At 68.6% G+C, this 21,699-nt stretch carries 19 protein-coding genes; 7 read left to right on the top strand and 12 right to left on the bottom strand.

Annotated elements, in window-relative coordinates; genetic code table 11:
• Positions 1–4: 4 nt before the first annotated feature.
• Entirely contained in the window at positions 5–1,402 is a 1,398-nt protein-coding gene (locus tag LOS8367_RS13200) for an FAD-binding oxidoreductase (RefSeq protein WP_085896991.1), read from the bottom strand.
• Between the two features lie 104 nt (positions 1,403–1,506).
• Between LOS8367_RS13200 and LOS8367_RS13205 the strand changes: the two genes are divergently transcribed.
• Entirely contained in the window at positions 1,507–2,430 is a 924-nt protein-coding gene (locus tag LOS8367_RS13205; RefSeq protein ID WP_085896992.1) for an NAD(P)-dependent oxidoreductase, read from the top strand.
• On the opposite strand, the gene LOS8367_RS13210 is transcribed toward LOS8367_RS13205, so the two are convergent.
• Entirely contained in the window at positions 2,415–2,735 is a 321-nt protein-coding gene (locus tag LOS8367_RS13210) for an AzlD domain-containing protein (protein WP_085896993.1), read from the bottom strand. The two genes, LOS8367_RS13205 and LOS8367_RS13210, sit on opposite strands and share 16 nt — an antisense overlap.
• Positions 2,732–3,457: an AzlC family ABC transporter permease gene (locus LOS8367_RS13215; protein WP_085896994.1), complete on the bottom strand. Its 726-nt coding sequence runs from the start codon at positions 3,455–3,457 to the stop codon at positions 2,732–2,734. Before LOS8367_RS13215 ends, LOS8367_RS13210 begins: the two co-directional genes overlap by 4 nt.
• Before the next feature lie 128 nt (positions 3,458–3,585).
• Here LOS8367_RS13215 and LOS8367_RS13220 point away from each other — a divergent pair, with 128 nt between their 5' ends.
• Positions 3,586–5,364 (top strand): IlvD/Edd family dehydratase, encoded by a 1,779-nt coding sequence (locus LOS8367_RS13220; protein WP_085896995.1) that lies wholly within the window; start codon positions 3,586–3,588, stop codon positions 5,362–5,364.
• An 8-nt stretch (positions 5,365–5,372) separates the two neighbouring features.
• Positions 5,373–6,110, top strand: a complete 738-nt coding sequence (locus tag LOS8367_RS13225) for an SDR family oxidoreductase (protein ID WP_085896996.1) — start codon at positions 5,373–5,375, stop codon at positions 6,108–6,110.
• An 18-nt stretch (positions 6,111–6,128) separates the two neighbouring features.
• Here the strand turns inward: LOS8367_RS13225 and LOS8367_RS13230 are convergent, their stop codons facing one another.
• The 6 genes from LOS8367_RS13230 to LOS8367_RS13255 form a co-directional block, all read right to left on the bottom strand.
• Positions 6,129–8,039, bottom strand: a complete 1,911-nt coding sequence (locus LOS8367_RS13230) for a beta-galactosidase (RefSeq protein WP_085896997.1) — start codon at positions 8,037–8,039, stop codon at positions 6,129–6,131.
• Positions 8,040–8,050: 11 nt separating this feature from the next.
• Positions 8,051–10,138: an alpha-galactosidase gene (locus LOS8367_RS13235; protein WP_085896998.1), complete on the bottom strand. Its 2,088-nt coding sequence runs from the start codon at positions 10,136–10,138 to the stop codon at positions 8,051–8,053.
• On the bottom strand, positions 10,135–10,983 hold the full coding sequence (locus LOS8367_RS13240) for a carbohydrate ABC transporter permease (protein WP_085896999.1): 849 nt from the start codon (positions 10,981–10,983) through the stop codon (positions 10,135–10,137). The genes LOS8367_RS13235 and LOS8367_RS13240 overlap by 4 nt, the downstream gene beginning before the upstream one ends.
• Before the next feature lies 1 nt (position 10,984).
• On the bottom strand, positions 10,985–11,350 hold the full coding sequence (locus LOS8367_RS13245; RefSeq protein ID WP_085897000.1) for an MmcQ/YjbR family DNA-binding protein: 366 nt from the start codon (positions 11,348–11,350) through the stop codon (positions 10,985–10,987).
• Entirely contained in the window at positions 11,347–12,297 is a 951-nt protein-coding gene (locus tag LOS8367_RS13250; RefSeq protein ID WP_242665591.1) for a carbohydrate ABC transporter permease, read from the bottom strand. Before LOS8367_RS13250 ends, LOS8367_RS13245 begins: the two co-directional genes overlap by 4 nt.
• A gap of 72 nt (positions 12,298–12,369) precedes the next feature.
• Positions 12,370–13,635: an ABC transporter substrate-binding protein gene (locus LOS8367_RS13255; protein WP_085897001.1), complete on the bottom strand. Its 1,266-nt coding sequence runs from the start codon at positions 13,633–13,635 to the stop codon at positions 12,370–12,372.
• 144 nt (positions 13,636–13,779) lie between these two features.
• Between LOS8367_RS13255 and LOS8367_RS13260 the strand changes: the two genes are divergently transcribed.
• The 4 genes from LOS8367_RS13260 to uraH all read left to right on the top strand — a co-directional run bounded on the left by LOS8367_RS13260 (position 13,780) and on the right by uraH (position 18,123).
• The gene (locus tag LOS8367_RS13260) at positions 13,780–14,607 is read left to right on the top strand and encodes an IclR family transcriptional regulator (protein WP_085897002.1); all 828 of its coding nucleotides are present in this window, start codon (positions 13,780–13,782) and stop codon (positions 14,605–14,607) included.
• Entirely contained in the window at positions 14,600–15,661 is a 1,062-nt protein-coding gene (locus LOS8367_RS13265; protein WP_085897003.1) for an ABC transporter ATP-binding protein, read from the top strand. Before LOS8367_RS13260 ends, LOS8367_RS13265 begins: the two co-directional genes overlap by 8 nt.
• A 78-nt stretch (positions 15,662–15,739) precedes the next feature.
• Positions 15,740–17,518 carry a gamma-glutamyltransferase gene (gene ggt, locus LOS8367_RS13270; RefSeq protein ID WP_085897004.1) on the top strand — a complete coding sequence of 593 codons (1,779 nt, stop codon included), beginning with the start codon at positions 15,740–15,742 and terminating at the stop codon, positions 17,516–17,518.
• A gap of 251 nt (positions 17,519–17,769) precedes the next feature.
• Positions 17,770–18,123 carry a hydroxyisourate hydrolase gene (gene uraH / locus LOS8367_RS13275; RefSeq protein ID WP_085897005.1) on the top strand — a complete coding sequence of 118 codons (354 nt, stop codon included), beginning with the start codon at positions 17,770–17,772 and terminating at the stop codon, positions 18,121–18,123.
• Positions 18,124–18,180: 57 nt separating this feature from the next.
• Here the strand turns inward: uraH and LOS8367_RS13280 are convergent, their stop codons facing one another.
• The 3 genes from LOS8367_RS13280 to puuE are packed head-to-tail and all read right to left on the bottom strand — an operon-like array spanning position 18,181 to position 21,578.
• Positions 18,181–19,608 carry a uracil-xanthine permease family protein gene (locus tag LOS8367_RS13280; RefSeq protein ID WP_085897006.1) on the bottom strand — a complete coding sequence of 476 codons (1,428 nt, stop codon included), beginning with the start codon at positions 19,606–19,608 and terminating at the stop codon, positions 18,181–18,183.
• A 51-nt stretch (positions 19,609–19,659) separates the two neighbouring features.
• The gene (locus LOS8367_RS13285; RefSeq protein WP_085897007.1) at positions 19,660–20,148 is read right to left on the bottom strand and encodes an ureidoglycolate lyase; all 489 of its coding nucleotides are present in this window, start codon (positions 20,146–20,148) and stop codon (positions 19,660–19,662) included.
• Positions 20,145–21,578, bottom strand: coding sequence for an allantoinase PuuE (puuE, locus tag LOS8367_RS13290; RefSeq protein ID WP_085897008.1), 1,434 nt, complete (start codon positions 21,576–21,578; stop codon positions 20,145–20,147). The genes LOS8367_RS13285 and puuE overlap by 4 nt, the downstream gene beginning before the upstream one ends.
• Positions 21,579–21,699 lie beyond the last annotated feature (121 nt).

The raw sequence follows: 21,699 nt of genomic DNA on the forward strand, positions 1-21,699 counted from the left end.
CGGTTCAGCCTTCGTCGTCGGCGGGCAGCATCTTGCCCGGGTTGAGGATGCCCTTGGGATCGAGGGCGGTTTTCAGCGACCGCATCACCGCGACGGCGTCGCCGTGCTCCTCGGCCATATGGGCGATCTTGCCCAGGCCCACGCCATGCTCGCCGGTGACGGTGCCGCCGAGCCGCAGCGCGGTCTCGGCCAGCGCGGCGGTGAAGCGGTGAACGCGGGCGACCTCGTCGGCATCAGTGGGATCGACCCGCAGGCCGCAATGGAAATTGCCGTCGCCGACATGGCCGACGATGGTCGAGGTGAGGCGCAGTTCGCGGGCGAGGTCCTGGGCGTGGGTCACCGCCTCGGCCAGCCGCGAGATCGGCACGCAGACATCGGTGGCCAGCGTCCGCTTGCCGGGATCGAGCGCGCCGGTCGCGTAATGCGCCTGGTGCCGCATGTGCCACAGCTCGCGGCACTCCTCGGTCCGGTCGGTCCAGCGGATCGCCGAGGCGCCGTATTCGCCCGCAAGTTCGCCGAAGGCCTGCGCCTGTTCGCCGACGCCGGCGGGGGTGCCGTGGAATTCCACGAAGAGATGCGGTGCCTCGGGCAGGTCGCTGCCCTGATAGGCGTTGAAGCCGCGCACCATCATCTCGTCCAGAAGCTCGATCCGCGCCACGGCGAGGCCGGACTGGATCGTGGCGATGACGCAGTCGACCGCGTCGGCGACGCCGGCGAAGCGGCAGGTCGCGGCCGAGACCGCCTCGGGCTGGCCATGCAGCCGAACCGTCATCTCGGTGATGATGCCGAGCGTGCCCTCCGAGCCGATCATCAGACGGGTCAGGTCGTAGCCCGCGCTCGACTTGCGGGCGCGGCTGCCGGTACGGATGATCCGCCCATCGGCCAGCACCACCTCGAGCGCCAGCACGTTGTCGCGCATCGTGCCGTAGCGCACCGCCGTGGTCCCCGAGGCCCGCGTCGCGGCCATGCCGCCAAGCGAGGCGTCGGCACCCGGATCGACCGGGAACATCAGCCCGGTGGCGCGCAGCTCCTCGTTGAGGCGCGAACGGGTGACGCCGGGCTGCACCACCGCGTCCAGGTCCTCCGGATGCACGGCGAGGATGCGGTCCATGCGCGCGAGGCTCAGCGCGATGCCGCCTTGCACCGCGAGGTGATGCCCTTCGAGCGCGCTGCCCGCGCCCTGCGCCGTGACCGGGCAGCCATGAGCATGGCATTCGCGCAGGATCGCCGCGACCTCCTCGGTGGTTTCGGGGAATGCCACCGCGTCGGGCGGCGCGGGCGGGTAATGCGCCTCGTTCGCGCCGTGCTGGTCGCGCAGCGCCTCCGAGGTGGAGAGCCGGTCGCCCAGGAGCGGCGCGAGCGCGGCGATGGCCGCCGGGGCGGCGGGATGAATGGTCTGCATCTGTCCTCCCGGCGCGGCGCACGGGGCCCACGCTTGTCCTCCACCCCGATTGGTATACCATTTTCGCGGGGCATCAAGCCGCAGGTGGCGGCAAGGGAGGAACAATGACGGACAAGTCGAAGATCGGCTTCATCGGGCTCGGCTACATGGGGCGCGGCATGGCCGCGAACCTCCTGCGTGCCGGTCATCAGATGATGGTCAAGGGCAACCGCGACCGCGCCCCGGTCGAGGCGCTGGTGGCCCAAGGCGCGGTCGAGGCGCAGAGCCCGCGCGAGATGGCCGAAAGCTGCGACATCATCCACCTGTGCCTGTCGAACTCGGACCAGGTCGAGGCGGTGATCCGTGGCGAGGACGGGATCCTGGCGGGCGCGCGCGAGGGGTTGATCGTGATCGACACCACCACCGCCGACCCGGTCTCGACCGCAGCGCTGGCCGAGGAGATGGCGGCGGCCGGGGTCAGTCTGGTCGACGCGCCGCTCGGCCGCACCCCCAAGGAGGCCGAGGCGGGCACGCTCGACGCGATGGTCGGCTGCGACGCCGAGACCTTTGCCAAGGTGCGACCGGTGATCGAGGTCTGGGCCGGCAACATCAACCATGTCGGGGAAACGGGCGCCGGGCACCGGATGAAGCTGGTGATGAACTTCATCTCCATGGGCTATGCCGCGCTCTATGCCGAGGCGCTGGTCATGGGGGTGAAATCAGGGCTAAGCCCGCAGGCGATCCAATCGGTGATCGGCGGCTCGCGGTTGTCGAACGGCTTCTTCGAGACCTTTATGCGGGCGGCGGTGGATCGCGAGCGCGACGTGCACCAGTTCTCGATCACCAACGCCGCCAAGGACACGCGCTATGCCGCCTCGATGGCGATGGCGGCGGGGATGGCCAACCCGATGGGATCGGCGATCCGCGACGCCTTCGCGCAGATGGAGGCGGCGGGGAAAGGCGGCGACTACGTGCCTTGGCTGGCCGATCACGTGGCCGCGCTGAACGGGCTCGATCTCGAAGGCGCGGTGGCTCAGAGCAAGGCCTGAGCCGCGTAGAGCGTGGCGAGCCCGGCGGTGATCGCGCCGACCGGGCCGAAGCGTAGGCCCACGGCGACCGCGAGGAGCGCCGCGATGACCCGGGGGGCTTCGGTTTCGCCGCCCGTGGCGGCAGGCCAGAGCACGGCAGGCACGATCAGCGCCGGGAACACCGCGACGCCTACGTATTTGAGATGCAAGAGAAGCCAGTCGGGCAGCTGGCGCCCACCCAAGAGGCCGAGAAAGGAGAACCGGATCAGGAAGGTGCCGAGGCCGAGCGCCAGCGTCAGGCTCCAGAACTCACCCGCGCCGATCATGCCGTGCACTCCGCGCGCCGCGCTGCGCGGCGGCGCAGGAACAGCTCCGCCTGCGCGCCCGCAATCATCGCGGCGATGGCGGCGATCGGCAGGCCCAGATTCCACGGCAGCCAGGCGAAGCCAATGGTGACGACCGAGGAAACCAGCGCCGCGAGCAGGTGCGGCAGGCTGCGCAGCAGGGGCGCGAGCAGCGCGATGAAGCAGACCGGCACCGCGAAATCGAGCGAGAGCGAGGCCGGGATCGCCTGTCCCATCAGGGCGCCCGCCAGCGTGCAGCCATACCAGATCGGGCAGACCACGGCCATGCAGCCGAAATAGTAACGCAGCTTCTGCGACAGGGTCATGTCGGGGCTGTCCTCGTAGCGGCGCACCGCCACGGCAAAGCTCTGATCCACCATGAGATAGGCCGCGAGCGCCCGCGCGCCCTTGGAGGCCGCGCCCAGATGCGGCACCAATGCCGCCGAATACATCGCCATGCGCAGGTTCACCGCCAGCGCCGCCAGCAGCGCCACGAAGACCGGCGCGCCGTCCTGCAGCAAGGCCAGCGCCGTGAACTGGGAGGCGCCGGCGATGACGATCACCGACATCGACATCACCTGCAGGAGGTCGAGGCCCGCGTCGCGGGCGACGACGCCGAACAGGGTCGAGAACGGGATCACGATCAACACGAAGGGCAGGCAGTCGCGAAAGCCAGCGCGAAAGGGATGGCGAGGCGGCGGCATGGGTGGCTCCGGTAATGATGCGACAGGGCCGGATTGGCTCTTGCATCTGGTATACCATCTCGCGATCCTGCCACAAGCAGACAGGCGATCCGCGATGGCGGGACGCCGCCGAGAGGGAGGAGAGGGCCATGGACACCCGCGCGAAGCGCAAGTTCCGCAGCCAGGAATGGTTCGACAACCCCAACAATCCGGGGATGACCGCGCTTTATATCGAGCGCTACTTGAACCAAGGCTATACTAGGGATGAATTGCAGGGCGAGCGCCCTGTGATCGGCATCGCCCAGACCGGCAGTGATCTGGTTCCTTGCAACAAGATCCACGTTTTCCTGATGGACCGGATCAAGGCCGGCATCCGCGACGCCGGCGGCATCCCGATGGATTTCCCGGTACACCCGATCTTCGAGAACGCCAAGCGGCCCACCGCCGCGCTTGACCGCAACCTGAGCTATCTCGGCCTCGTCGAGGTGCTGCATGGCTACCCGATCGACGGCGTGGTGCTGACGACGGGCTGTGACAAGACCACGCCCGCCATGCTGATGGGGGCGGCGACGGTCGACATCCCCGCCATCGCGCTCAATGGCGGGCCGATGCTCGACGGCTGGTGGAAGGGCGAGCGCGCGGGCTCGGGCACGATCATCTGGGAAAGCCGCCGCCTGCTGGCGGAGGGAAAGATCGACTATGACGAGTTCATGGGCCGGGTCTGCGCCTCGGCCCCCTCGCTCGGCCATTGCAACACCATGGGCACGGCCAGCACGATGAACGCGATGGCCGAGGCCTTGGGCATGACGCTGCCCGGCAACTCGGCGATCCCGGCGCCGTTCCGCGAGCGGATGGCGATGGCCTACGAGACCGGGCGGCGCATCGTCGAGATGGTGCACGAGGATCTGAAACCCTCGGACATCCTGACCCGCGAGGCTTTCGAGAACGCCATCGTCACCAACTCCGCGATCGGCGGCTCTACCAACGCGCCACCGCACCTTCAGGCGATCGCACGGCATGCGGGCGTCGAACTCGACGTGACCGACTGGCAGAAGTTCGGCTTCGACGTGCCCTTGCTGGTCAACATGCAGCCGGCGGGCAAGTATCTGGGCGAAAGCTTCTTCCGCGCGGGCGGGGTGCCCGCGGTAATGGGCGAGCTGCGCAAGGCGGGCCGCTTGCATGAAGGCGCGATGACCGCCTCGGGCCGAAGCATTGGCGAGAACCTCGAAGGCTGGGAGAGCCGGGATACCGACGTGATCCTGCCCTATGACGCGCCGCTGCGGATCAATGCGGGCTTTCTGGTGCTCTCGGGCAACCTGTTCGACAGCGCGCTGATGAAGACCTCCGTGATCTCCGAGGGCTTCCGCGAGCGTTACCTGTCCCGGCCGGGCCAGGAAGGCATCTTCGAGGCCCGCGCCGTGGTGTTCGAAGGCCCCGAGGATTACCACGAGCGGATCAACGATCCCGCGCTCGAGATCGACGCCGAGACGATCCTGTTCATCCGCGGCGTTGGCTGCGTGGGCTATCCCGGCTCGGCCGAGGTGGTGAACATGCAGCCGCCGGACGCGGTGCTCAAGGCGGGGATCAACCACCTGCCGACGGTGGGCGACGGGCGGCAATCGGGCACCTCCGAGAGCCCCTCGATCCTCAACGCCTCGCCCGAGGCGGTGGTGGGGGGCGGTCTGGCGCTTCTTGCAACTGGCGACCGGGTGCGGCTCGATCTCGGCGCCTGCCGCCTCGACGCGCTGGTGCCGGACAAGGAATGGGCCGCGCGCCGCGCCGCGTGGTCGCCGCCCGAGCTGCGCAACCAGACGCCGTGGCAGGAGATCTACCGCAAGAACGTGGGCCAGCTCGCCGATGGCGGCTGTCTCGAACTGGCCACGGCCTATCACAAGGTCGGCCGCAACCTGCCGCGCGACAACCATTGAGGCGAGAGATGAGCAAGACGATCCTGATCACCGGCGCGGGCAGCGGCATCGGCCGCGCCACGGCGCGCCGGTTTCTCGAAGCGGGCTGGCGCGTGGCGCTGACCGGGCGACGCGAGGCGCCGCTGCATGAAACGGCCCATGGCTACGACGAGGCGCTGGTTCAGAGCTGCGACGTCACCGACCCGGCCTCGGTCGAGGCACTGTTCGCCGCGATCGAGGGCAAGTGGGGTCGCCTCGACGCGCTGTTCAACAACGCCGGCACCAACGCTCCGGGCCGCCCGATCGACGAGATCCCGGTCGAGGACTGGCTCAGGGTCTGCGACACCAACATCACCGGCATGTTCCTCGTCGCGCGCGGTGCCTTCGGGCTGATGCGCCGCCAGCAGCCGCAGGGCGGGCGGATCATCAACAACGGCTCGATCTCGGCGCATGTGCCGCGGCCGGGCTCGGCGCCCTACACCATGTCCAAGCACGCGGTGACCGGGCTCACACGGACGCTGTCGCTCGACGGGCGGGCCTTCGACATCGCCTGCGGCCAGATCGACATCGGCAACGCGCTCACCGACATGGCCGAGGCGATGACGCGCGGCGTGCCGCAGGCCGACGGCTCAACAGCTGTCGAGGCGGTGATGGATGTGGGCCATGTCGCCGATGCGGTGCTGCACATGGCGTCGCTGCCGCCCGAGGCCAATGTGCAGTTCATGAACGTCATGGCGACCAAGATGCCGTTCATCGGGCGCGGCTGAGCGCCACGCCCGACCGGTTCAGCGCGGCCGCCGCGTCACCGAGATCGGCGGCAGGTCGAGCCCCTCGACCTGCACCGCCCGCTCGGTGTGGTTGAACCAGAACCGCTCCGTCCCGGTGTCGCGGCGGCGGATGCCCTCGGGCAGCTCCACCGTGTCGAGGCCGGCGCGCGTGCAAAGACCGGCGATGATCCGCCTTGCGGCGATCGGGTCGGGCCAGCCGCCGAGATAGCTCACCCGTCCTTCGCGCATCAGCGCCGGCGCACCCGACGCGGTGCGCTCGACGATCTTGGCCGTGCCTTCCAGCGCCTCGCGGTATCCAGTGAAGGCGCCGCCCTGGTCGAGCGGCTCGGGCCGGTCGGTGCGCAGGCTCTCGACATGGGTCACGGTCACGTCGAGGCCGGGAAAGGCCGGGGGCAGCGGCACCGGGATCGAGAACTCGGCATCGCGCGCCGCCGCGCGCGGCCCGATCAGCACCTCGGCATCGGTGGCGGCCAGCGCCGATTTCAGCGCATCCGGCATGTGCATCAGCCCCGGCGCCGCGATCAGCCGGTAGCCGGTAAAGTCGCGCGTGGTGGCGGGCAGGATGTCGATCGAGAGCCCGAGCCCACGCATCGCCTTGTAGAGATCGAGCACGAGGCCGAAATAGCTCAGCCCCTGCCCATGCGGCTGCACCGCCCAAGCGGCATCGGCGTCGTAGTCGAAGAGGATCGCCACCTCGGCGAGGGCATTGGCGACGGCGGGAGCCTGCGCGATCTCGCGCGCAACCTGCGCCGCCTCCTCGAGCCCAGGCGCGGGCTGGCTGTCGGGGCGCAAGAGCCCCGCGTGAAGCTGCTCCTGCGCGAAGGGGGCCTGCCGCCAGCGGAAGTAGCTGACGCATTCCGCACCATGCGCGAAAGCCTCCCAGCTCCAGAGGCGGACCATGCCCGGGAGCGGCGCGGGGTTGTGCGGGGCCCAGTTCACCGGCCCCGGCTGCTGCTCCATCACCCACCAGCGGCCGCGCCCGACGGCGCGGTAGAGGTCGTGATGCAGTGCCTGGAAATCCGGGTCGCCCTGCCGCGCGTAATCGCGCTGCTGCTCCGGGGCGGCGCCGGCGCGGTCTTCGAGGAAGCCCAGCGGGTAGCTGTCCCACGAGGCGAAATCGAGATCGGCGCCGACCGCGAAATGGTCGAAATCGGTGATCCGGCCCATGTAGTTGTGGGTGATCGGGGCCGAGGAGCGGGCGCGGATGATCTCGACCTGGCGGCGGTTGAAGGCCACCACCTGATCTGAAGAGAACCGTCGGAACGCCAGCGCATGCGCCGGGTTCGGTTCTGTCACGGTGAGGTTGGGAAGGTCGATCTCGTCGAAATCGCGGTACTCCATCGACCAGAACACGTTGCCCCAGGCGGTGTTGAGCGCCTCGATGTCGCCGTAACGGTCGCGCAGCCAGCGGCGAAAGGCGGCGCGGGCCGCGTCGGAATAAGAAATGGTGGTGTCGTGGCAGCCGTATTCGTTGTCGGTCTGCCACGCCGCGACGTGGTCGTTGCGGCCGTAGCGATCGGCCATCAAACCGACGATCCGGTCGCTCTCGGTGGCGTAGCCCTCGTGGCTGAAGCAGTAATGCCGCCGCGAGCCGAACTTGCGCGGGCGGCCCTGCGCGTCCACCGCCAGCATGTCGGGGTGCTTGTCGAGAACCCAGCGCGGCGGCGTGGCGGTGGGGGTGCCGAGCACCACCTTGAGCCCGGCCTCGCCCAGCGTCCAGATCGCCTCGTCGAGCCAGTCCCAGCGCAGCTCGCCCGGGCGGGGTTCCAGCTTCGCCCAGGCGAATTCGCCAATCCGTACCCATGTCAGTCCGGTCTCGGCCATGCGGCGGGCATCCTCGGCCCAGATCGTGCGGGGCCACTGCTCGGGATAGTAGCAGCAGCCCAATGTACGAATGAGGTCGGTCATGGCGGTGTCCGTCAGAGACGGGTGCCCTCGAGCACCCACATGGTATCGGGAAAGGCGGATGGCAGGTGCAGCCCGTGGCTCATCAGATAGCCGCCGGGCAGGTCGAGCGCGCCGTCCTTGAGCGCCAGCGGCCCGCGCGACAGCACGCCCAGATCCTCGGGGTTCACGAGCGCGACGCGGTAGCTCGCCTCGGGGTCGAGACCGGTGAGCCGCAGCGGCCGGGGCAGGATCTGCGCCGCGCTTTCGGCATAGCCCGCGAAGACCACGAAGCGGCCGCCATCGGGCGCCATCTGCGCCTCGGCGATCACCGCGCCGTCGGCGCTGTCGAGCCGGTGGATGTCGGCACGCATGGTCCAGTCGCGGTTGTTCTTCCACCAGGCGGTGACGCGGGTGAGCACCTGCGCCTCCTCCTCGGTCAGTTCGCGCGGGTCCATCTCGAAGCCCATATGCCGCTGCGCCGCGACCCAGGCGCGGAAGCGGATGTCGTGCACCCGGCCCGAGGTATGGGCGCGGCGCGGCCCGACATGGCTGCCGGTGATGGCGGCGGGCAGGAACAGCGCCGCCTCGTGCTGCATCCTGAGCCGCTCAACCGCGTCGTTGCTGTCCGAGAGCCAGACCCGCTGGGTGCGCGACAGGATGCCCGCGTCGATGCGGCCGCCGCCGGAGGCGCAGCTTTCGATCTCGACCATGGGATGCGCGGCGCGCAGCCGGTCCAGCAGGTCGTAGATGCCGCGCGTCTGTTCGGCCTCGGGATAGGGGAGCAGCCGGTTGTGGTCCCATTTGATGTAGTCGATCGGGTGGTCGCGCAGCACCGCGCCGATCCGGTCGAAGAGATAGTCGCGCACCTCCTCGCGGGTCAGGTCGAGCACCAGCTGCTGGCGCCCCTCGATCTGGTCGCGCGGCCCCATCGCCCAGTCGGGACGGGCGCGGTGGGTGTCGCTGTCGGCGTTGATCATCTCCGGCTCGAACCAGATGCCGAAGGTCATGTTCAGCCCGTGGACATGCTCGACCAGCGGGCCGAGCCCGTCGGGATACTTGCGGTCGTCGATCCACCAGTCGCCGAGGCTCGAAGTGTCGTCGTCGCGCCGGCCGAACCAGCCGTCGTCGAGCACGAACCGCTCGGCGCCGAGGGCGGCGGCGCGGTCGGCGATCGCCTTCAGATCCTCGACATCATGGTCGAAATAGATCGCCTCCCAGCAATTGTAATGCACCGGGCGCGGGCGGTCGGGGTCGGGCCATGTGACGACGCGGTCGCGGATGTGGCGCTGGAACGCGATGGCGCAGCCATTGAGCCCGGCGCGCGAATAGCTCGCCAGAAGCTGTGCGGTGGCGGCGCGGGTGACCGGGGCCAGCTCGGTCGCGCTGGCATGGCCGAACTGGATCTGCCGCCGGCCGTCTGGCAGCTCCTCGGCCACCATGCGGTGCCCGCCGGACCAGCCGTAGTGAAAGGCCCAGGCCTCGCCTTGGGTGTTGGTGGTGCCGCGCCCCGGCACGATCAGGCCCGGGAAATGCTCGTGCCCCGAGCGGCCGGTGCGGCTCTCGCGCAGGCGGATGCCCGAGGACCACGGCGTGCGCTGCGGCCGGAACTCGCCGATCCAGCGGCCCGCCATGTCGATCATCTCGTCCGAGAGCTGCGGTCCGGGCAGCACCGGGGCGGCGAGCCAATCGATGATGACGGGCGCGTCGCTTTCGACCGAGGCCGAAAGGCCCAGCACATGGGTGTCGGGATCGATCTCGAACCGCGCGGCGTAGCGCAGGCCAAGATCGGCATCGGCGCAATGCACCACCAGCCGGTCGCGCTCCGCCTCGACCTCCACGAGCCGCAGCCGCGGTCGCAGCAGCCGCCCTTCGGCGTCGCGCAGGCTCAGCCCCGGCTGGCCCGGAAAGCTGCGATCGGCCTCGGGGCAGATCGAAAGCGGCGCATTGGCGTCGAGCATGCCGCCGGTCCGGTCCATCGCATGGGCGCGGGCGATGGGGGCGAGGTCGGTGGCCTTAGGCAGCGGCGCGCCCCAATAGACCACCTCGGGCAGCCGCGCGTCGGTCGCGGCCAGCACGAGGGTCTGGGCAAAGCTGTCGAGGCGCCAGCAGTCGGTGGTCATTTCACGGCTCCGAGGGTGAGGCCAGCGATGAAGTGTCGCTGCATCAGAAAGAACATGGCGACGGGCGGCAGGGCGGCGACGATGCTGCCCGCGCTCATCAGGTGGTAGGCGGCGCGGTACTGCGCGTTGAAGGAGGTGATGCCAGCCGTCACCGGCTGGCTCTCGGCGCCCTGCGTCAGCACCACGGCCCAGAAATAGTCGTTCCAGATGAAGGTGAAGATGAGGACAGCGAGGGCGGCGATGGCGGGCTTCATCAGGGGCAGCACCACGAAGACGAAGATGCGCCATTCCGAGACGCCCTCGACCCGCGCCGCCTCGATCAGTTCAAAGGGCAGGGCGCGGATGAAATTGCGCATGAACAGCGTGCAAAAGCCGGTTTGGAAGGCGATGTGGAACAGCACCAGCCCGGTCTTGGTGTTGTAGAGCCCCAGATCGAGCGTCAGGTCGCGGACGGGGACCATCAGGATCTGGAACGGCACGAAGTTGCCAGCGACGAACAGGAAGAAGATCCAGATGTTGGCGCGGAACTTGTAGATGCCGAGCGCGAAGCCGGTCATGCAACTGAGCGCCACCGCGCCGATCACCGTGGGCACGGTGATCAGCACCGAGTTCAAGAGGTAACGCGGCATGTCGCTCTCGAAGAACACCTTGGAGTAGTTGGTCACCCCCTCGAACGAGGACGGCCAGCCCCAGTAGTTGGCGTTGGCGAAATCGGCGTCGGGGCGGATCGAGAAGATCGCCACGGCGATCAGCGGCAGCAGCCACAGGATGAGGGCGACGGGGATCAGCGACTGGTAGGCGATCTGCGCGCCGCGCGGCTGCTTGTCGATCGGGGTCGGGAACATCTCAGATTTCCTCCATCGGCGGCAGTTCGGCCTGCGCCCGTTTCGTCAGGCCCGCGCGCACACGGCCATAGCTGACGGCGATCCGGTGGCGGGCCTCTTCGGGGTCGAGCCCCTCAAGCCTCAGCCCGACCCAGGCGCCGCGAAAATAGGGCGGCCAATGCGCGGCCCCCGCCTCGACCAGCATCTCGGCGGTCTCGCGGTCCGGGGTGGCGACGACCACGGTGTCGGTATTGGCCGCGCGCTTCTCGCCATCGCCCCAGCAGGCGAACATCTTGCCGCCGACCTTCCACGAGTCGAGCTCGCCCGGGCCCGACCGGACCGCGCCGGGCCGTGCCGCGCAGAGCGCATCGAATTCGCCCCGGGTCATCGGCCGCGCTCCTCGCGGTACATCGACCACAGGAAGTATGTGATGAAGACCAGCATGATCAGGAACAGCACCACGGCGATGGCGGCCCCGTATCCCATGCGGAAGCCGTATTCCGACAGGGCCACCTCGAACATGTAGAAGCTGAGCACCCGGCTTTCGCCGAACGGCCCGCCAGCGGTCATGATCGAGATCAGGTCGAAGGAGCGCAGGGCCCCGATAATGGTGACGACAAAGGCGATGAAGGTGGCGGGACGCAGCTGTGGCAGGATGATGTGCCACAGCATCCGGAACTCCTTGGCGTTGTCGAGGCGACCGGCCTCGATCTGCTCGGGGTCCACGGCGTTCAGACCGGTGAGGTAGAGGATCATGCAATAGGCGGTCTGTGGCCAGAGACCGGCGGCGATGATGCCGTAGGTCACCCAGCGCTCGTCGCCCAGCACGTTGATCGGGCCCGCGCCGAACCAGCCCAGCATCACGTTCAGCAGCCCGAAGGACGGATCGTAGAACCAGCTGAAGACGAGGCCCACGACCACCTGCGAGATCACGAAGGGAAAGAAGAACAGCGACTTGTAGATGCGGATGCCGGTCACGGTCTGGTTCAGGAACAGCGCGATCGCGAGTCCGCCCGGGATCGCCAGAAGGTAGAGCACCAGCCAGATCACGTTGTTTCTCAGCGAGGTGTAGAAGGCGTCATCCCAGTACATCTCCTCGTAGTTTGCGAGGCCCACGTACTCGGCTTCGCCCAGCCCGTCCCAGTCGTAGAGCGAGACGTTGAAGCTCTGGAACACCGGGATCAGCACGTAGATCGCGAAGAACAGGATGCCGGGCGCCAGGAACAGCCATGGCGTGATCGCGATCTGGTTGCGGCGCCACCAGCCGCGCGGGGCGGGCCCGCTCGCGGGGATGGCTGCCGGTCGGGGCGCGGTGGAGGGCGGGAGCGGGGCCATGGCTGCACCTTCGGGAGAGGACGGAATGGTCGGGGGCGGCGCACCGCCCCCGGGGATCATGCGTCGCGCGGTTCAGTAGATCCGCTGGCGCGCGCGCTCGAGCCGGTCGAGGATGCGGTCGAGATTGTCGGGCTTGACCATGAACTCCTGGAAGCCCTCCATCGCCACCTTGGCCATCTCGGCCGGGGCGTCGCGGTCGAAGAACTGCGCCACGCCGCCGGGGCTGTTGGACGACAGCACCTCGAAGCCCTCTTTCAGGAACTTGTCGTCATCGACCGAGGAGCCGCTGTTCACCGGCAGCTGCCCCAGCGCGTCGCCCGCGTTGATCGCGGTCTGGTTCTCGGCCGAGGTGACAAATTTCAGGAAGGCACGCGCGGCCTCCTTGTTCTGCGCCCCCGAGGGGATGTGGAACGTGTCGGTGGGCGCGTCCTCGGCCAGCTCGACATCGGGGTTGATCGCCGGAAACTGGTAGTAGTCGAGCTGATCGTCCGACAGTCCGGCCTCGCGCAGCGGCGCCACGGCGAAGTTGCCCATCAGATAGGCCGCCGCCTCGCCGTTCACCATGAAGGGCAGCGCCTCCTGCCAGCTATAGGCGGTGTGGTTGTCGACATAGGCGCCCATGTCGATCAGCTCGCGCCAATTGGCGAAGGTCTGCTTCACCCGGTCGTCGGTCCACTCGACCTCGCCATTGGCGAGCGCCATGTGGAAGTCGAAGCCGTTGGTGCGCATGTTGAGGTAGTCGAACCAGCCGGCGGCGGTCCACAGGAACTTGGTGCCGATGGTGAAGCACTTGATGTCGTTGTCGAGCAGCGTCTGGCAGTTCGACTTGAAGGTCTCCCAGTCCTGCGGCTCCTCGAGCCCGTGCTCCTCGTAGAGATCCTTCCGGTAATAGACCCCCCACTGGTAGTAGGTGTAGGGCACGCCCCACTGCTTGCCGTCGAGCGTCATCGCGCCCTTGGTCGAGGCGAGGTTCTCGCTGAGCTCGCCCTCCCACAGGTCCGAGACGTCCTCGAAAAGCCCCGCATCGACATAAGGCGCCATGCGGTTGCCCGCGTACCAGTTCGCCACGTCCGGCGGGTTCGCGGTCAGGAAGTTGCGGATCTGCGTCTTGTAGGCCTCGCGGTCGATCACCGTCAGCTCGATGTCCAGATCCGGATGCATCTCGCCGAATCGCTCGATCATGCCCTCCATCACCGCGCGCGGCGCGGGGTTGGACATATCCGAGAAGATCTTCAGCTCGCCCGAAAGCGCCATCTCGTGGCTTTCGGCGAAGGCGCCGCTGGCCAGCGACGTCGACATGGCCAGCGCGGCAAGCGCGGCCCGGTAGTGAGTAACCATGGTCTCCTCCCCATTTCTCCCAGCATCTCCAGTCTCATTATTTGAGACTAGGTTTTGCATATTGAAATCATACGCCGGTCTGCCCTATGCTTGTCAACAGTCGAGACACGCTTTGGCGGGCTCGCACGCAACGGAGAGGGCAGGATGAGGGCGCAGCGAAGCGAACAGCAGGTGGGCGACGGCACCATCGGTAAGGCAGTGACGGTGCTTGATCTGGTGGCCGGGTTCGAGCGCCCCGTCCGGTTCAACGAGCTGCGCGAACGCTCGGATTATCCCAAGGCGACGCTCTACCGGCTGCTGCAGACGCTGACGAATCAGGGGCTGCTGGCGCTCGACCCGGAGCGGCAGACCTACGCGCCGGGGCTACGACTCATGCGGCTCGCCCATGCCGCCTGGGAGCAGTCCTCGCTGGCGCCGGTGGCGCGGCCGCATCTGTCGCGGCTGGCGGCGCGGGCGGCCGAGACCGTGCACCTGGCGCAGCTCGACGCGGGACAGGTGCTCTACGTCGACAAGCGGGTACCGTCCCGCCCGGTCGAGATGTTCAGCCAAGCCGGCAAGGTCGGGCCCGCGCATTGCACCGGGGTCGGCAAGGCGATGCTGGCCTTTCTCGACGAGGCGGCGCTCGACCGGGCGGTGGCGCTGCAGAGCTTCTACCGGTTCACGCCGCAGACGATCACGGATGCCGAGACGCTGCGCGCCGAGTTGGCCGAGATCCGGGCGCGCGGCCATGCCTTCGACCGCGAGGAGCACGAGCCGGGCATCATCTGCGTGGCGCTGCCGATCCTGACCGCGCGCGGCCGGGTGATCGGCGCGCTCTCGGTCACCTCGGTGACCGCGCGCAAGAGTTTGAACGATCTGGAGGAGATGGTGCCGCTGCTGCGCGAGGCGGCGGCGCACATATCGAGGGACATGGAGGCGTGGCGCTTCCCCGATCAGGGGCAGGCCCGCGACAAGGGAGAGAAAGATGTCTGACGTCACCCTGCGCAAGCTCGTGAAGCGATACGGCGAGGTGGAGGTGATCCACGGCGTCGATCTCGACATCAGCGACGGTGAATTCGTGGTTTTCGTCGGTCCATCGGGCTGCGGCAAGTCCACGCTGCTGCGAATGATCGCTGGGCTCGAGGCGACCAGCGCCGGCGAGATCCGCATCGGAGATCAGGACGTGACCCGGGCCGACCCGGCCGATCGCGGCGTGGCGATGGTGTTCCAGACCTACGCGCTCTACCCGCACATGACGGTCGAGGAGAACATGGGCTTCGGCCTGAAGATGACCGGCCACAAGAGCGCCGAGATCAAGGAGAAGGTGCGCGAGGCGAGCCGCATCCTCAAGCTCGACGACTACCTCAAGCGCAAGCCCAAGGCGCTCTCGGGCGGGCAGCGCCAGCGCGTCGCGATCGGCCGCGCCATCGTGCGCGGCCCTGAGGTGTTCCTGTTCGACGAGCCCTTGTCGAACCTCGACGCCGAGCTTCGGGTCGACATGCGGGTCGAGATCGCGCGGCTGCACAAGGAGATCGGCGCGACGATGATCTACGTCACCCATGACCAGGTCGAGGCGATGACGCTCGCGGACAAGATCGTGGTGCTCAGGGGCGGCAACATCGAGCAGGCGGGCGCGCCGATGGATCTCTACCGCGATCCCGACAACCGCTTCGTCGCGGGCTTCATCGGCAGCCCGGCGATGAACTTCGTGAGCGGCAGCGCCGCTGCGGAGGGAGTGCTGGCGCCGGGGCTCGGGGCGCAGACGCTGCGGGTGCCGGCCCGCCTGCCGGAAGCCGGGACGGAGGTGACCGTCGGCGTGCGGCCGCAGCATCTCGCGCTCGCGGAGGGCGACAGCCATCTCGTCGACCTGGTCGAGCGTCTCGGCGGCGTCTCCTATGCCTATCTGGTCGCGGCGACAGGCGACCGGCTGGTGGTGGAGCTGCGCGAGGACGATCCAGCGCCGCGCCCGAACAGCCGGGTGGGCCTTGAGGTCGATGCGGCGCGGGTGATGCTGTTCGACGCCGCGACCGAGCGGCGGCTGCGCTAGGTCCGGGGGCGGCAGCCCGGGCTTGCCCCAAGGGCATGTAGCGCGCTTAATGTCTGCAACTCGCAGAGGAGCAGACCGATGAGACACGCCGTGATCCCGCTGCTGCTGGCCGCTTGGCCCGCCGCCGCGCAGCAGGCCGCCGATGCCGTCACCACCGAGGGCACCTCCTCGGGCGAGATCGCGGGGCTGTCGCAGGCGGCGCAGGCCGCGGTCGAGGCCAAGCAGGCGGGCCGCCCGGTCGAGGCGCAGGAGTGGATGGTCGCCGCCGCCAACCCGCTCGCCGTGGAGGCGGGCGCGGAGGTGCTGCGCGAAGGTGGCTCGGCCGCCGATGCGATGGTCGCGGTGCAGGCGGTGCTGGGGCTGGTCGAGCCGCAAAGCTCGGGGCTGGGCGGCGGCGCCTTCCTCGTCTGGTACGACGCCGAGAGCGGCGAGCTGACCACGCTGGACGGGCGCGAGACCGCGCCGCTGGCGGCGACGCCGACGCTGTTTCAGGACGAGAGCGGCCAGCCGCTCGAATTCTTCGACGCGGTGGTGGGCGGTCTTTCGGTCGGCACGCCAGGCACGCCGCGCCTGCTCGAGACGGCGCATGAGAAATGGGGCAAATCCGACTGGGCCGGGCTGTTCGACGCCGCCATCGCCCATGCCGAGGAAGGCTTCGCGGTCTCGCCGCGCCTTGCCACGCTGGTCGCCGAGGATGCCGAGCGGTTGCAGCGCTTTCCGGCGACGGCCGCGTATTTCTTTCCCGACGGCAGCGCCCTCGCCGAGGGCGCGACGCTGAAGAATCCTGACTATGCCGAGGTGCTGCGCGCCATGGCCGAAGGCGGGGCGGACGCCTTCTACGAGGGCGGCATCGCCGCCGACATCGTCGCCACGGTGCAGGGCGCTGAGGGCAATCCAGGCGTGCTGTCGGAAACCGATCTCGCGCTCTACGAGGTGGTGGAGCGCGACGCGGTCTGCGCCGCCTATCGCGACTACGATGTCTGCGGCATGGGACCGCCATCCTCCGGCGCGCTGACGGTGGGCCAGATCCTCGGCATGCTCGGCACCTATGATCTTGGCGCGATGGGGCCCGACAGCGCCGAGGCTTGGCGGCTGATCGGCGACGCCTCGCGGCTCGCCTTCGCGGATCGCGGCCGCTACATGGCAGATAGCGATTACGTGCCGATGCCGACCGAGGGGCTGGTCGATCCGGCCTATCTCTCGAGCCGGGCGGCGCTGCTCGCGGGCGACGACGCGCTGCCGGAGGTGGTCCCGGGCGAGCCGGAATGGCAGCACGCGATGCTCTGGGGCGACGACATGTCGATCGAACTGCCCTCGACCAGCCACATCTCCATCGTCGATGCCGATGGCAACGCCCTGTCGATGACCACGACGATCGAGAACGGCTTCGGCTCGCGGCTGTTTGTGCGGGGGTTCCTGCTGAACAACGAGCTGACCGATTTCAGCTTTGCCACGCATGAGGAGGGCCGCCCGATCGCCAACCGGGTCGAGCCGGGCAAGCGGCCGCGCTCCTCGATGGCGCCGACCATCGTGATGCAGGGCGAGACGCCGGTGCTGGTGGTGGGCTCGCCCGGTGGCAGCCGGATCATCGGCTATGTCGCGCAGACCATCATCAACTGGGCCGATTGGGGCATGGACGTGCAGCAGGCCGTCGCCGCGCCGCATCTGGTGAACCGCTTCGGCACCTTCGACATCGAGGCGGGGACCGAGGCCGAAGCACTGCAGACCCCGCTGCAGGAGATCGGCTTTGAGACCGAGATCCGCGACCTGACCTCGGGGCTGCACGCGATCGAGATCGGCGAGGTGCTGACGGGCGGCGCCGATCCGCGCCGCGAGGGGATCGCTCTCGGGCAATGAGCGTCGGGCTGGGGTCCGACGATCACTGATAGGGGAAGGCGGGCTGAGGTTTCGGGCGGCTCTGCCTCCCCGCTGGTCGTCGCGTAGAAGGGGACGTCCGAAGTTGGTGCTCGTCATCCGCGTCGGGGCCGCGGGCGTTCGGGTTGCGCCCGATCCTCAGGGAGAACTTGAAACACCCCCGGCCCGTGTGGCGCTTTTCCCCCCGCCACGCGCCGCGCTACTCTGCGGACGACGCTGCAAGGAGTGACGCGATGCCAGGCTACCTGACCACCCATGTTCTCGACACCGCGCGGGGCTGCCCCGCCGCGGGGCTGCGGATCGAGCTGGCCCGGATCGAGGGCGACCGCCGGGTCGTGCTCAAGGAGATGGTGACCAATGAAGACGGCCGCACCGATGCGCCGATCCTGCCCGAGGCCGAGTTCGAGACCGGCACCTACGAGCTGAGCTTCGCGGTGGGCGACTACCTCGACGCCTGCGGCGTGGCGGCCGAGAATCCGCGTTTCCTCGACACGGTGCCGCTGCGCTTCGGCATGTCGGCGGACGACCACTACCACGTGCCGCTGCTGGTCTCGCCCTTCGGCTATTCGACCTATCGCGGCAGCTGAAGCCGCGCGGGCCAATGGCCAGCCCCAGGGGGCTGGCCATTTTCAATTGAAGGATTGTCAGTGGCGCGGCGTCTCGAATGGCAGGCCGTGCGGCTTGGGCGCGGGGGCCGGTGCCTCGTCGGCCAGCGCCTCGGGCAGGACGAGGTTCAGCACGATGGCGAGGAAGGCCGCGGGCAGCAGCCCCGAGGTCAGCAACACCCGCGCCGTCTCGGGCAGGTACTGCACCGCCTCCGGCTCCAGTTGCAGGCCGAGGCCGAGGCTGAGCGAGACCGCGAAGATCACCATGTTGCGGCGGTTCCAGTCGACATCGGCGAGCATCGAAACCCCCGCCGCGACCACCATGCCGAACATCACGATCACGCCGCCGCCCAGCACTTCGATCGGCACGGTGCGGATCACCGCACCCACCTTGGGCACCAGCCCGCAGATGATCAGGAAGATCGCGCCGCAGGTGACGACGTGCCGGCTCATCACCCCGGTCATCGCGATCAGCCCGACATTCTGGCTGAACGAGGTGTTGGGCAGGCCGCCGAACACCCCCGCGAGCGCCGTGCCGAACCCGTCGGCAAAGGTCGCGCCCTCGATCTCGCGATCCGTGGCCTCGCGGCCCGCGCCGCCCTTGGTGATGCCCGACACGTCGCCCACCGTCTCAACCGCCGAGACGAAGGCCATCAGGCAGAAGCCGATGATCGCGGCCGCCGTGAACTCGACGCCGTAGCGGAACGGGTCGGGCAGGGCGAAGGCGGCGGCGTTCGACCACGAGCCCGCGACCTCGGCCGGGGTGAGGATGCCGACCGCCATGGCATAGGCGTAGCCCGCAATCAGCCCCAGAAGCACCGCCGAGACCGCCAGCATGCCCCGCGTGAAGAACTTCAGCCCCAGCGTCACAGCGATCACCACCAGCGCCGCCGACCAGTTCAGCGCCGAGCCGTATTCGGCCGCGCCCGCCGCCTTGGCCGGCACGCCGCCCGCGGCGTACTGGATGCCGACCTGCACCAACGCCAGCCCGATCAGCGTCACCACGAGGCCGGTGACCAGCGGCGGCAGCGCGAAGCGGATGCGGCCGATGACGAGGCCGAGCGAGGCGTGGAACAGCCCGCCCACCACGATGCCGCCATAGAGCGCCGCGAGCCCATCGATGCCCTTGCCGGCCACGAGCGGGATCATGATCGGCAGAAAGGCGAAGCTGGTGCCCTGCACGATCGGCAGCGCCGCGCCGACCCGCCCCAGGGTGATCGTCTGCAGGAGCGTAGCAACCCCCGCGAACAGCATCGACATCTGGATCAGGTAGAGGAGTTCGGGAAAGTCGGGCGAGTTCGAGCCGAAGCCGAACCCCGCCGCGCCGGCGACGATGATCGCCGGGGTGACGTTGGCCACGAACATGGCGAGCACATGCTGGATGCCCAGCGGGATCGCCTTGTGCAGGGCGGGGGTGTAGTTTGGATCCCGCAGCTGTTCCGGGGTCCCGATCGAGGTATCGGCCATTCCTGTCTCCCTGTGTTTGGGCAGGCCCGGTCTTGTCGCCGGGTCCCGCGATCAGCCGGTGACGCGCCAGGGCACCTCGAACCGGTATTCTTCCAGATTGGCGCCGGGCCCGATGCGGTCGACCACCGCGAAGAGCCCCGGTGCTTCGAGCGGCGTCAGCACGCCGTGCCACGTGTTCCTGAGCAGGTTGACCGCTTGGCCCGGCGTCGTCACGAAGGCGCGCGGGCGACCGGGCCGACCATCCTCGTCGGGCACGACGATGACCAGAAAAGAGGCGAGGCTGAGCGGAATGAAGGCTTGGCTGCCATCGGGATGCCGCTCCACGAGGTCGAGCGTGTAGGGCAGGGCGCGGGGCTTGGCGTCGAAGACCGAGATCCCGGCGCGGCCATCGCTGCCGAAATCGAGCCGAGCAAGGTCGTGATGCCGCCCGCAGAGCCCGGCATTGATGATCTTGTCGGGCGCGCCCGCCGCCTCGATCACGTCGCCGAAAGGCGCGAAGGCCGCGCGCGTCAGCGGCTCGGTGCGGATCTCGCCGCTCATGCCGGGTTCCCGCCCCCGCTCGGCGGCAGCATCGTGCGCAGCCGGTGCAGCGCGATCCGCTCGACCTGCCGGCAGGCCTCGGCGAACTCGGTGTCGCGGTCGCTGTCGATCCGCCGCTCAAAGGCCGCGAGGATGCCCGCCTTGTCGTGGTCGCGCACTGCGATGATGAAGGGAAAGCCGAACTTGGCGACATAGGCGTCGTTGAGTTCAGTGAAGCGCGTGCGCTCTTGGTCGGTGAGCGCGTCGAGCCCGGCGCTGGCCTGCTCGGCGGTGCTCTCGGCGGTCAGCCGCTTGGCCGCCGCAAGCTTGCCCGCGAGGTCGGGATGCGCGGTGAGCACGCCGAGCCGTTCGGCTTCGGAAGCCGAGCGGAAGACGCGCGAGAGCGCGTTGTGAAGGCCAAGGGCGGTGTCATGCGCGGGCCCAAGCTCCAGCCCATGCGCGCGCTCGGCAATCCAGGCCGAATGCTCGAACACGCCGCCGAAGCGGTCGACGAAGGCGTCCCGCTCCATCTCCGAAGGCCGCTCGCGCGCCACGGGCGGATGCGTCGCGGCCCAATGCTCGGCGATCTGCAGGCGCGTGGCGAACCAGACGCCCTCATGGCGGCGAACATAATCGAGAAAGCGCTTGAGCGCCTGCGCCCTGCCGGGCCGCCCGACGAGGCGGCAATGCAGCCCGATCGACATCATCTTGGGCGCGCCTTCGAGCCCCTCCTCGTAGAGGCAGTCGAAGCTGTCCTTGAGATAGGAGAAATACTGGTCGCCCGAGTTGAAGCCCTGCGGCGTGGCGAAACGCATGTCGTTGGCGTCGAGCGTGTAGGGCACGATCAGCTGGTCGCGATCCCCGAAGCGCGACCAGTAAGGCAAATCGTCGGCATAGGTGTCGGCGGCATAGGCGAAGATGCCCTGCTCGGCCACCAGCCGCACCGTGTTGTCGGAGGATCGCCCCGTGTACCAGCCGCGCGGGGGCTCGCCCACCACCTCGGTGTGCAGCCGGATCGCCTCTTCCATGTCGGCGCGCTCGGACACCTCGTCGGCGTCCTTGTACTCGATCCATTTCAGGCCATGGCTGGCGATCTCCCAGTCCGCGTCCTTCATCGCCGCGACCTGCTCGGGGCTCCGCGCCAGCGCGGTGGCCACGCCGTAGACGGTGACGGGCAGGTCCTTCAGCATCCGGTGCAGCCGCCAGAACCCGGCCCGCGCGCCGTATTCGTAGATCGACTCCATGTTCCAGTGCCGCTGGCCGGGCCATTGCGCCGCACCGACGATCTCCGACAGGAACGCCTCCGAACCCGCATCGCCATGCAGGATGTTGTTCTCGCCGCCCTCTTCGTAGTTCAGCACGATCTGCAGCGCGATCTTCGCGCCTCCCGGCCATTTCGGGTCGGGGGTCTCGGCGCCGTAGCCGATCATGTCGCGGGGGTAGCGGTTCACTTGGGGCCTCCTTTGATGCGGGCAGCTTAGCAAAGCCGCGCGCCGGGAATCTTATTAAAATATTTGAAGCTGTCTCGTTCACACCCCGCCCGATTATCAAGCGCAGGCTGAAGTACCTTGT

The organism is Limimaricola soesokkakensis (assembly GCF_900172345.1).
In the GTDB taxonomy this organism is placed as follows: Bacteria; Pseudomonadota; Alphaproteobacteria; order Rhodobacterales; family Rhodobacteraceae; genus Limimaricola; species Limimaricola soesokkakensis.

Excerpts from the sequence above, each read along its gene's own strand:
- LOS8367_RS13230 (WP_085896997.1), bottom strand. The coding sequence starts at position 8,039 with ATGACCGACCTCATTCGTACATTGGGCTGCTGCTACTATCCCGAGCAG.
- LOS8367_RS13250 (WP_242665591.1), bottom strand. The coding sequence starts at position 12,297 with ATGGCCCCGCTCCCGCCCTCCACCGCGCCCCGACCGGCAGCCATCCCC.
- LOS8367_RS13210 (WP_085896993.1), bottom strand. The coding sequence starts at position 2,735 with ATGATCGGCGCGGGTGAGTTCTGGAGCCTGACGCTGGCGCTCGGCCTC.
- LOS8367_RS13200 (WP_085896991.1), bottom strand. The coding sequence starts at position 1,402 with ATGCAGACCATTCATCCCGCCGCCCCGGCGGCCATCGCCGCGCTCGCG.
- ggt (WP_085897004.1), top strand. The coding sequence starts at position 15,740 with ATGAGACACGCCGTGATCCCGCTGCTGCTGGCCGCTTGGCCCGCCGCC.
- LOS8367_RS13265 (WP_085897003.1), top strand. The coding sequence starts at position 14,600 with ATGTCTGACGTCACCCTGCGCAAGCTCGTGAAGCGATACGGCGAGGTG.
- LOS8367_RS13245 (WP_085897000.1), bottom strand. The coding sequence starts at position 11,350 with ATGACCCGGGGCGAATTCGATGCGCTCTGCGCGGCACGGCCCGGCGCG.
- LOS8367_RS13205 (WP_085896992.1), top strand. The coding sequence starts at position 1,507 with ATGACGGACAAGTCGAAGATCGGCTTCATCGGGCTCGGCTACATGGGG.
- LOS8367_RS13215 (WP_085896994.1), bottom strand. The coding sequence starts at position 3,457 with ATGCCGCCGCCTCGCCATCCCTTTCGCGCTGGCTTTCGCGACTGCCTG.
- LOS8367_RS13280 (WP_085897006.1), bottom strand. The coding sequence starts at position 19,608 with ATGGCCGATACCTCGATCGGGACCCCGGAACAGCTGCGGGATCCAAAC.
- LOS8367_RS13220 (WP_085896995.1), top strand. The coding sequence starts at position 3,586 with ATGGACACCCGCGCGAAGCGCAAGTTCCGCAGCCAGGAATGGTTCGAC.
- LOS8367_RS13285 (WP_085897007.1), bottom strand. The coding sequence starts at position 20,148 with ATGAGCGGCGAGATCCGCACCGAGCCGCTGACGCGCGCGGCCTTCGCG.
- LOS8367_RS13235 (WP_085896998.1), bottom strand. The coding sequence starts at position 10,138 with ATGACCACCGACTGCTGGCGCCTCGACAGCTTTGCCCAGACCCTCGTG.
- uraH (WP_085897005.1), top strand. The coding sequence starts at position 17,770 with ATGCCAGGCTACCTGACCACCCATGTTCTCGACACCGCGCGGGGCTGC.
- LOS8367_RS13240 (WP_085896999.1), bottom strand. The coding sequence starts at position 10,983 with ATGTTCCCGACCCCGATCGACAAGCAGCCGCGCGGCGCGCAGATCGCC.
- LOS8367_RS13255 (WP_085897001.1), bottom strand. The coding sequence starts at position 13,635 with ATGGTTACTCACTACCGGGCCGCGCTTGCCGCGCTGGCCATGTCGACG.
- LOS8367_RS13225 (WP_085896996.1), top strand. The coding sequence starts at position 5,373 with ATGAGCAAGACGATCCTGATCACCGGCGCGGGCAGCGGCATCGGCCGC.
- LOS8367_RS13260 (WP_085897002.1), top strand. The coding sequence starts at position 13,780 with ATGAGGGCGCAGCGAAGCGAACAGCAGGTGGGCGACGGCACCATCGGT.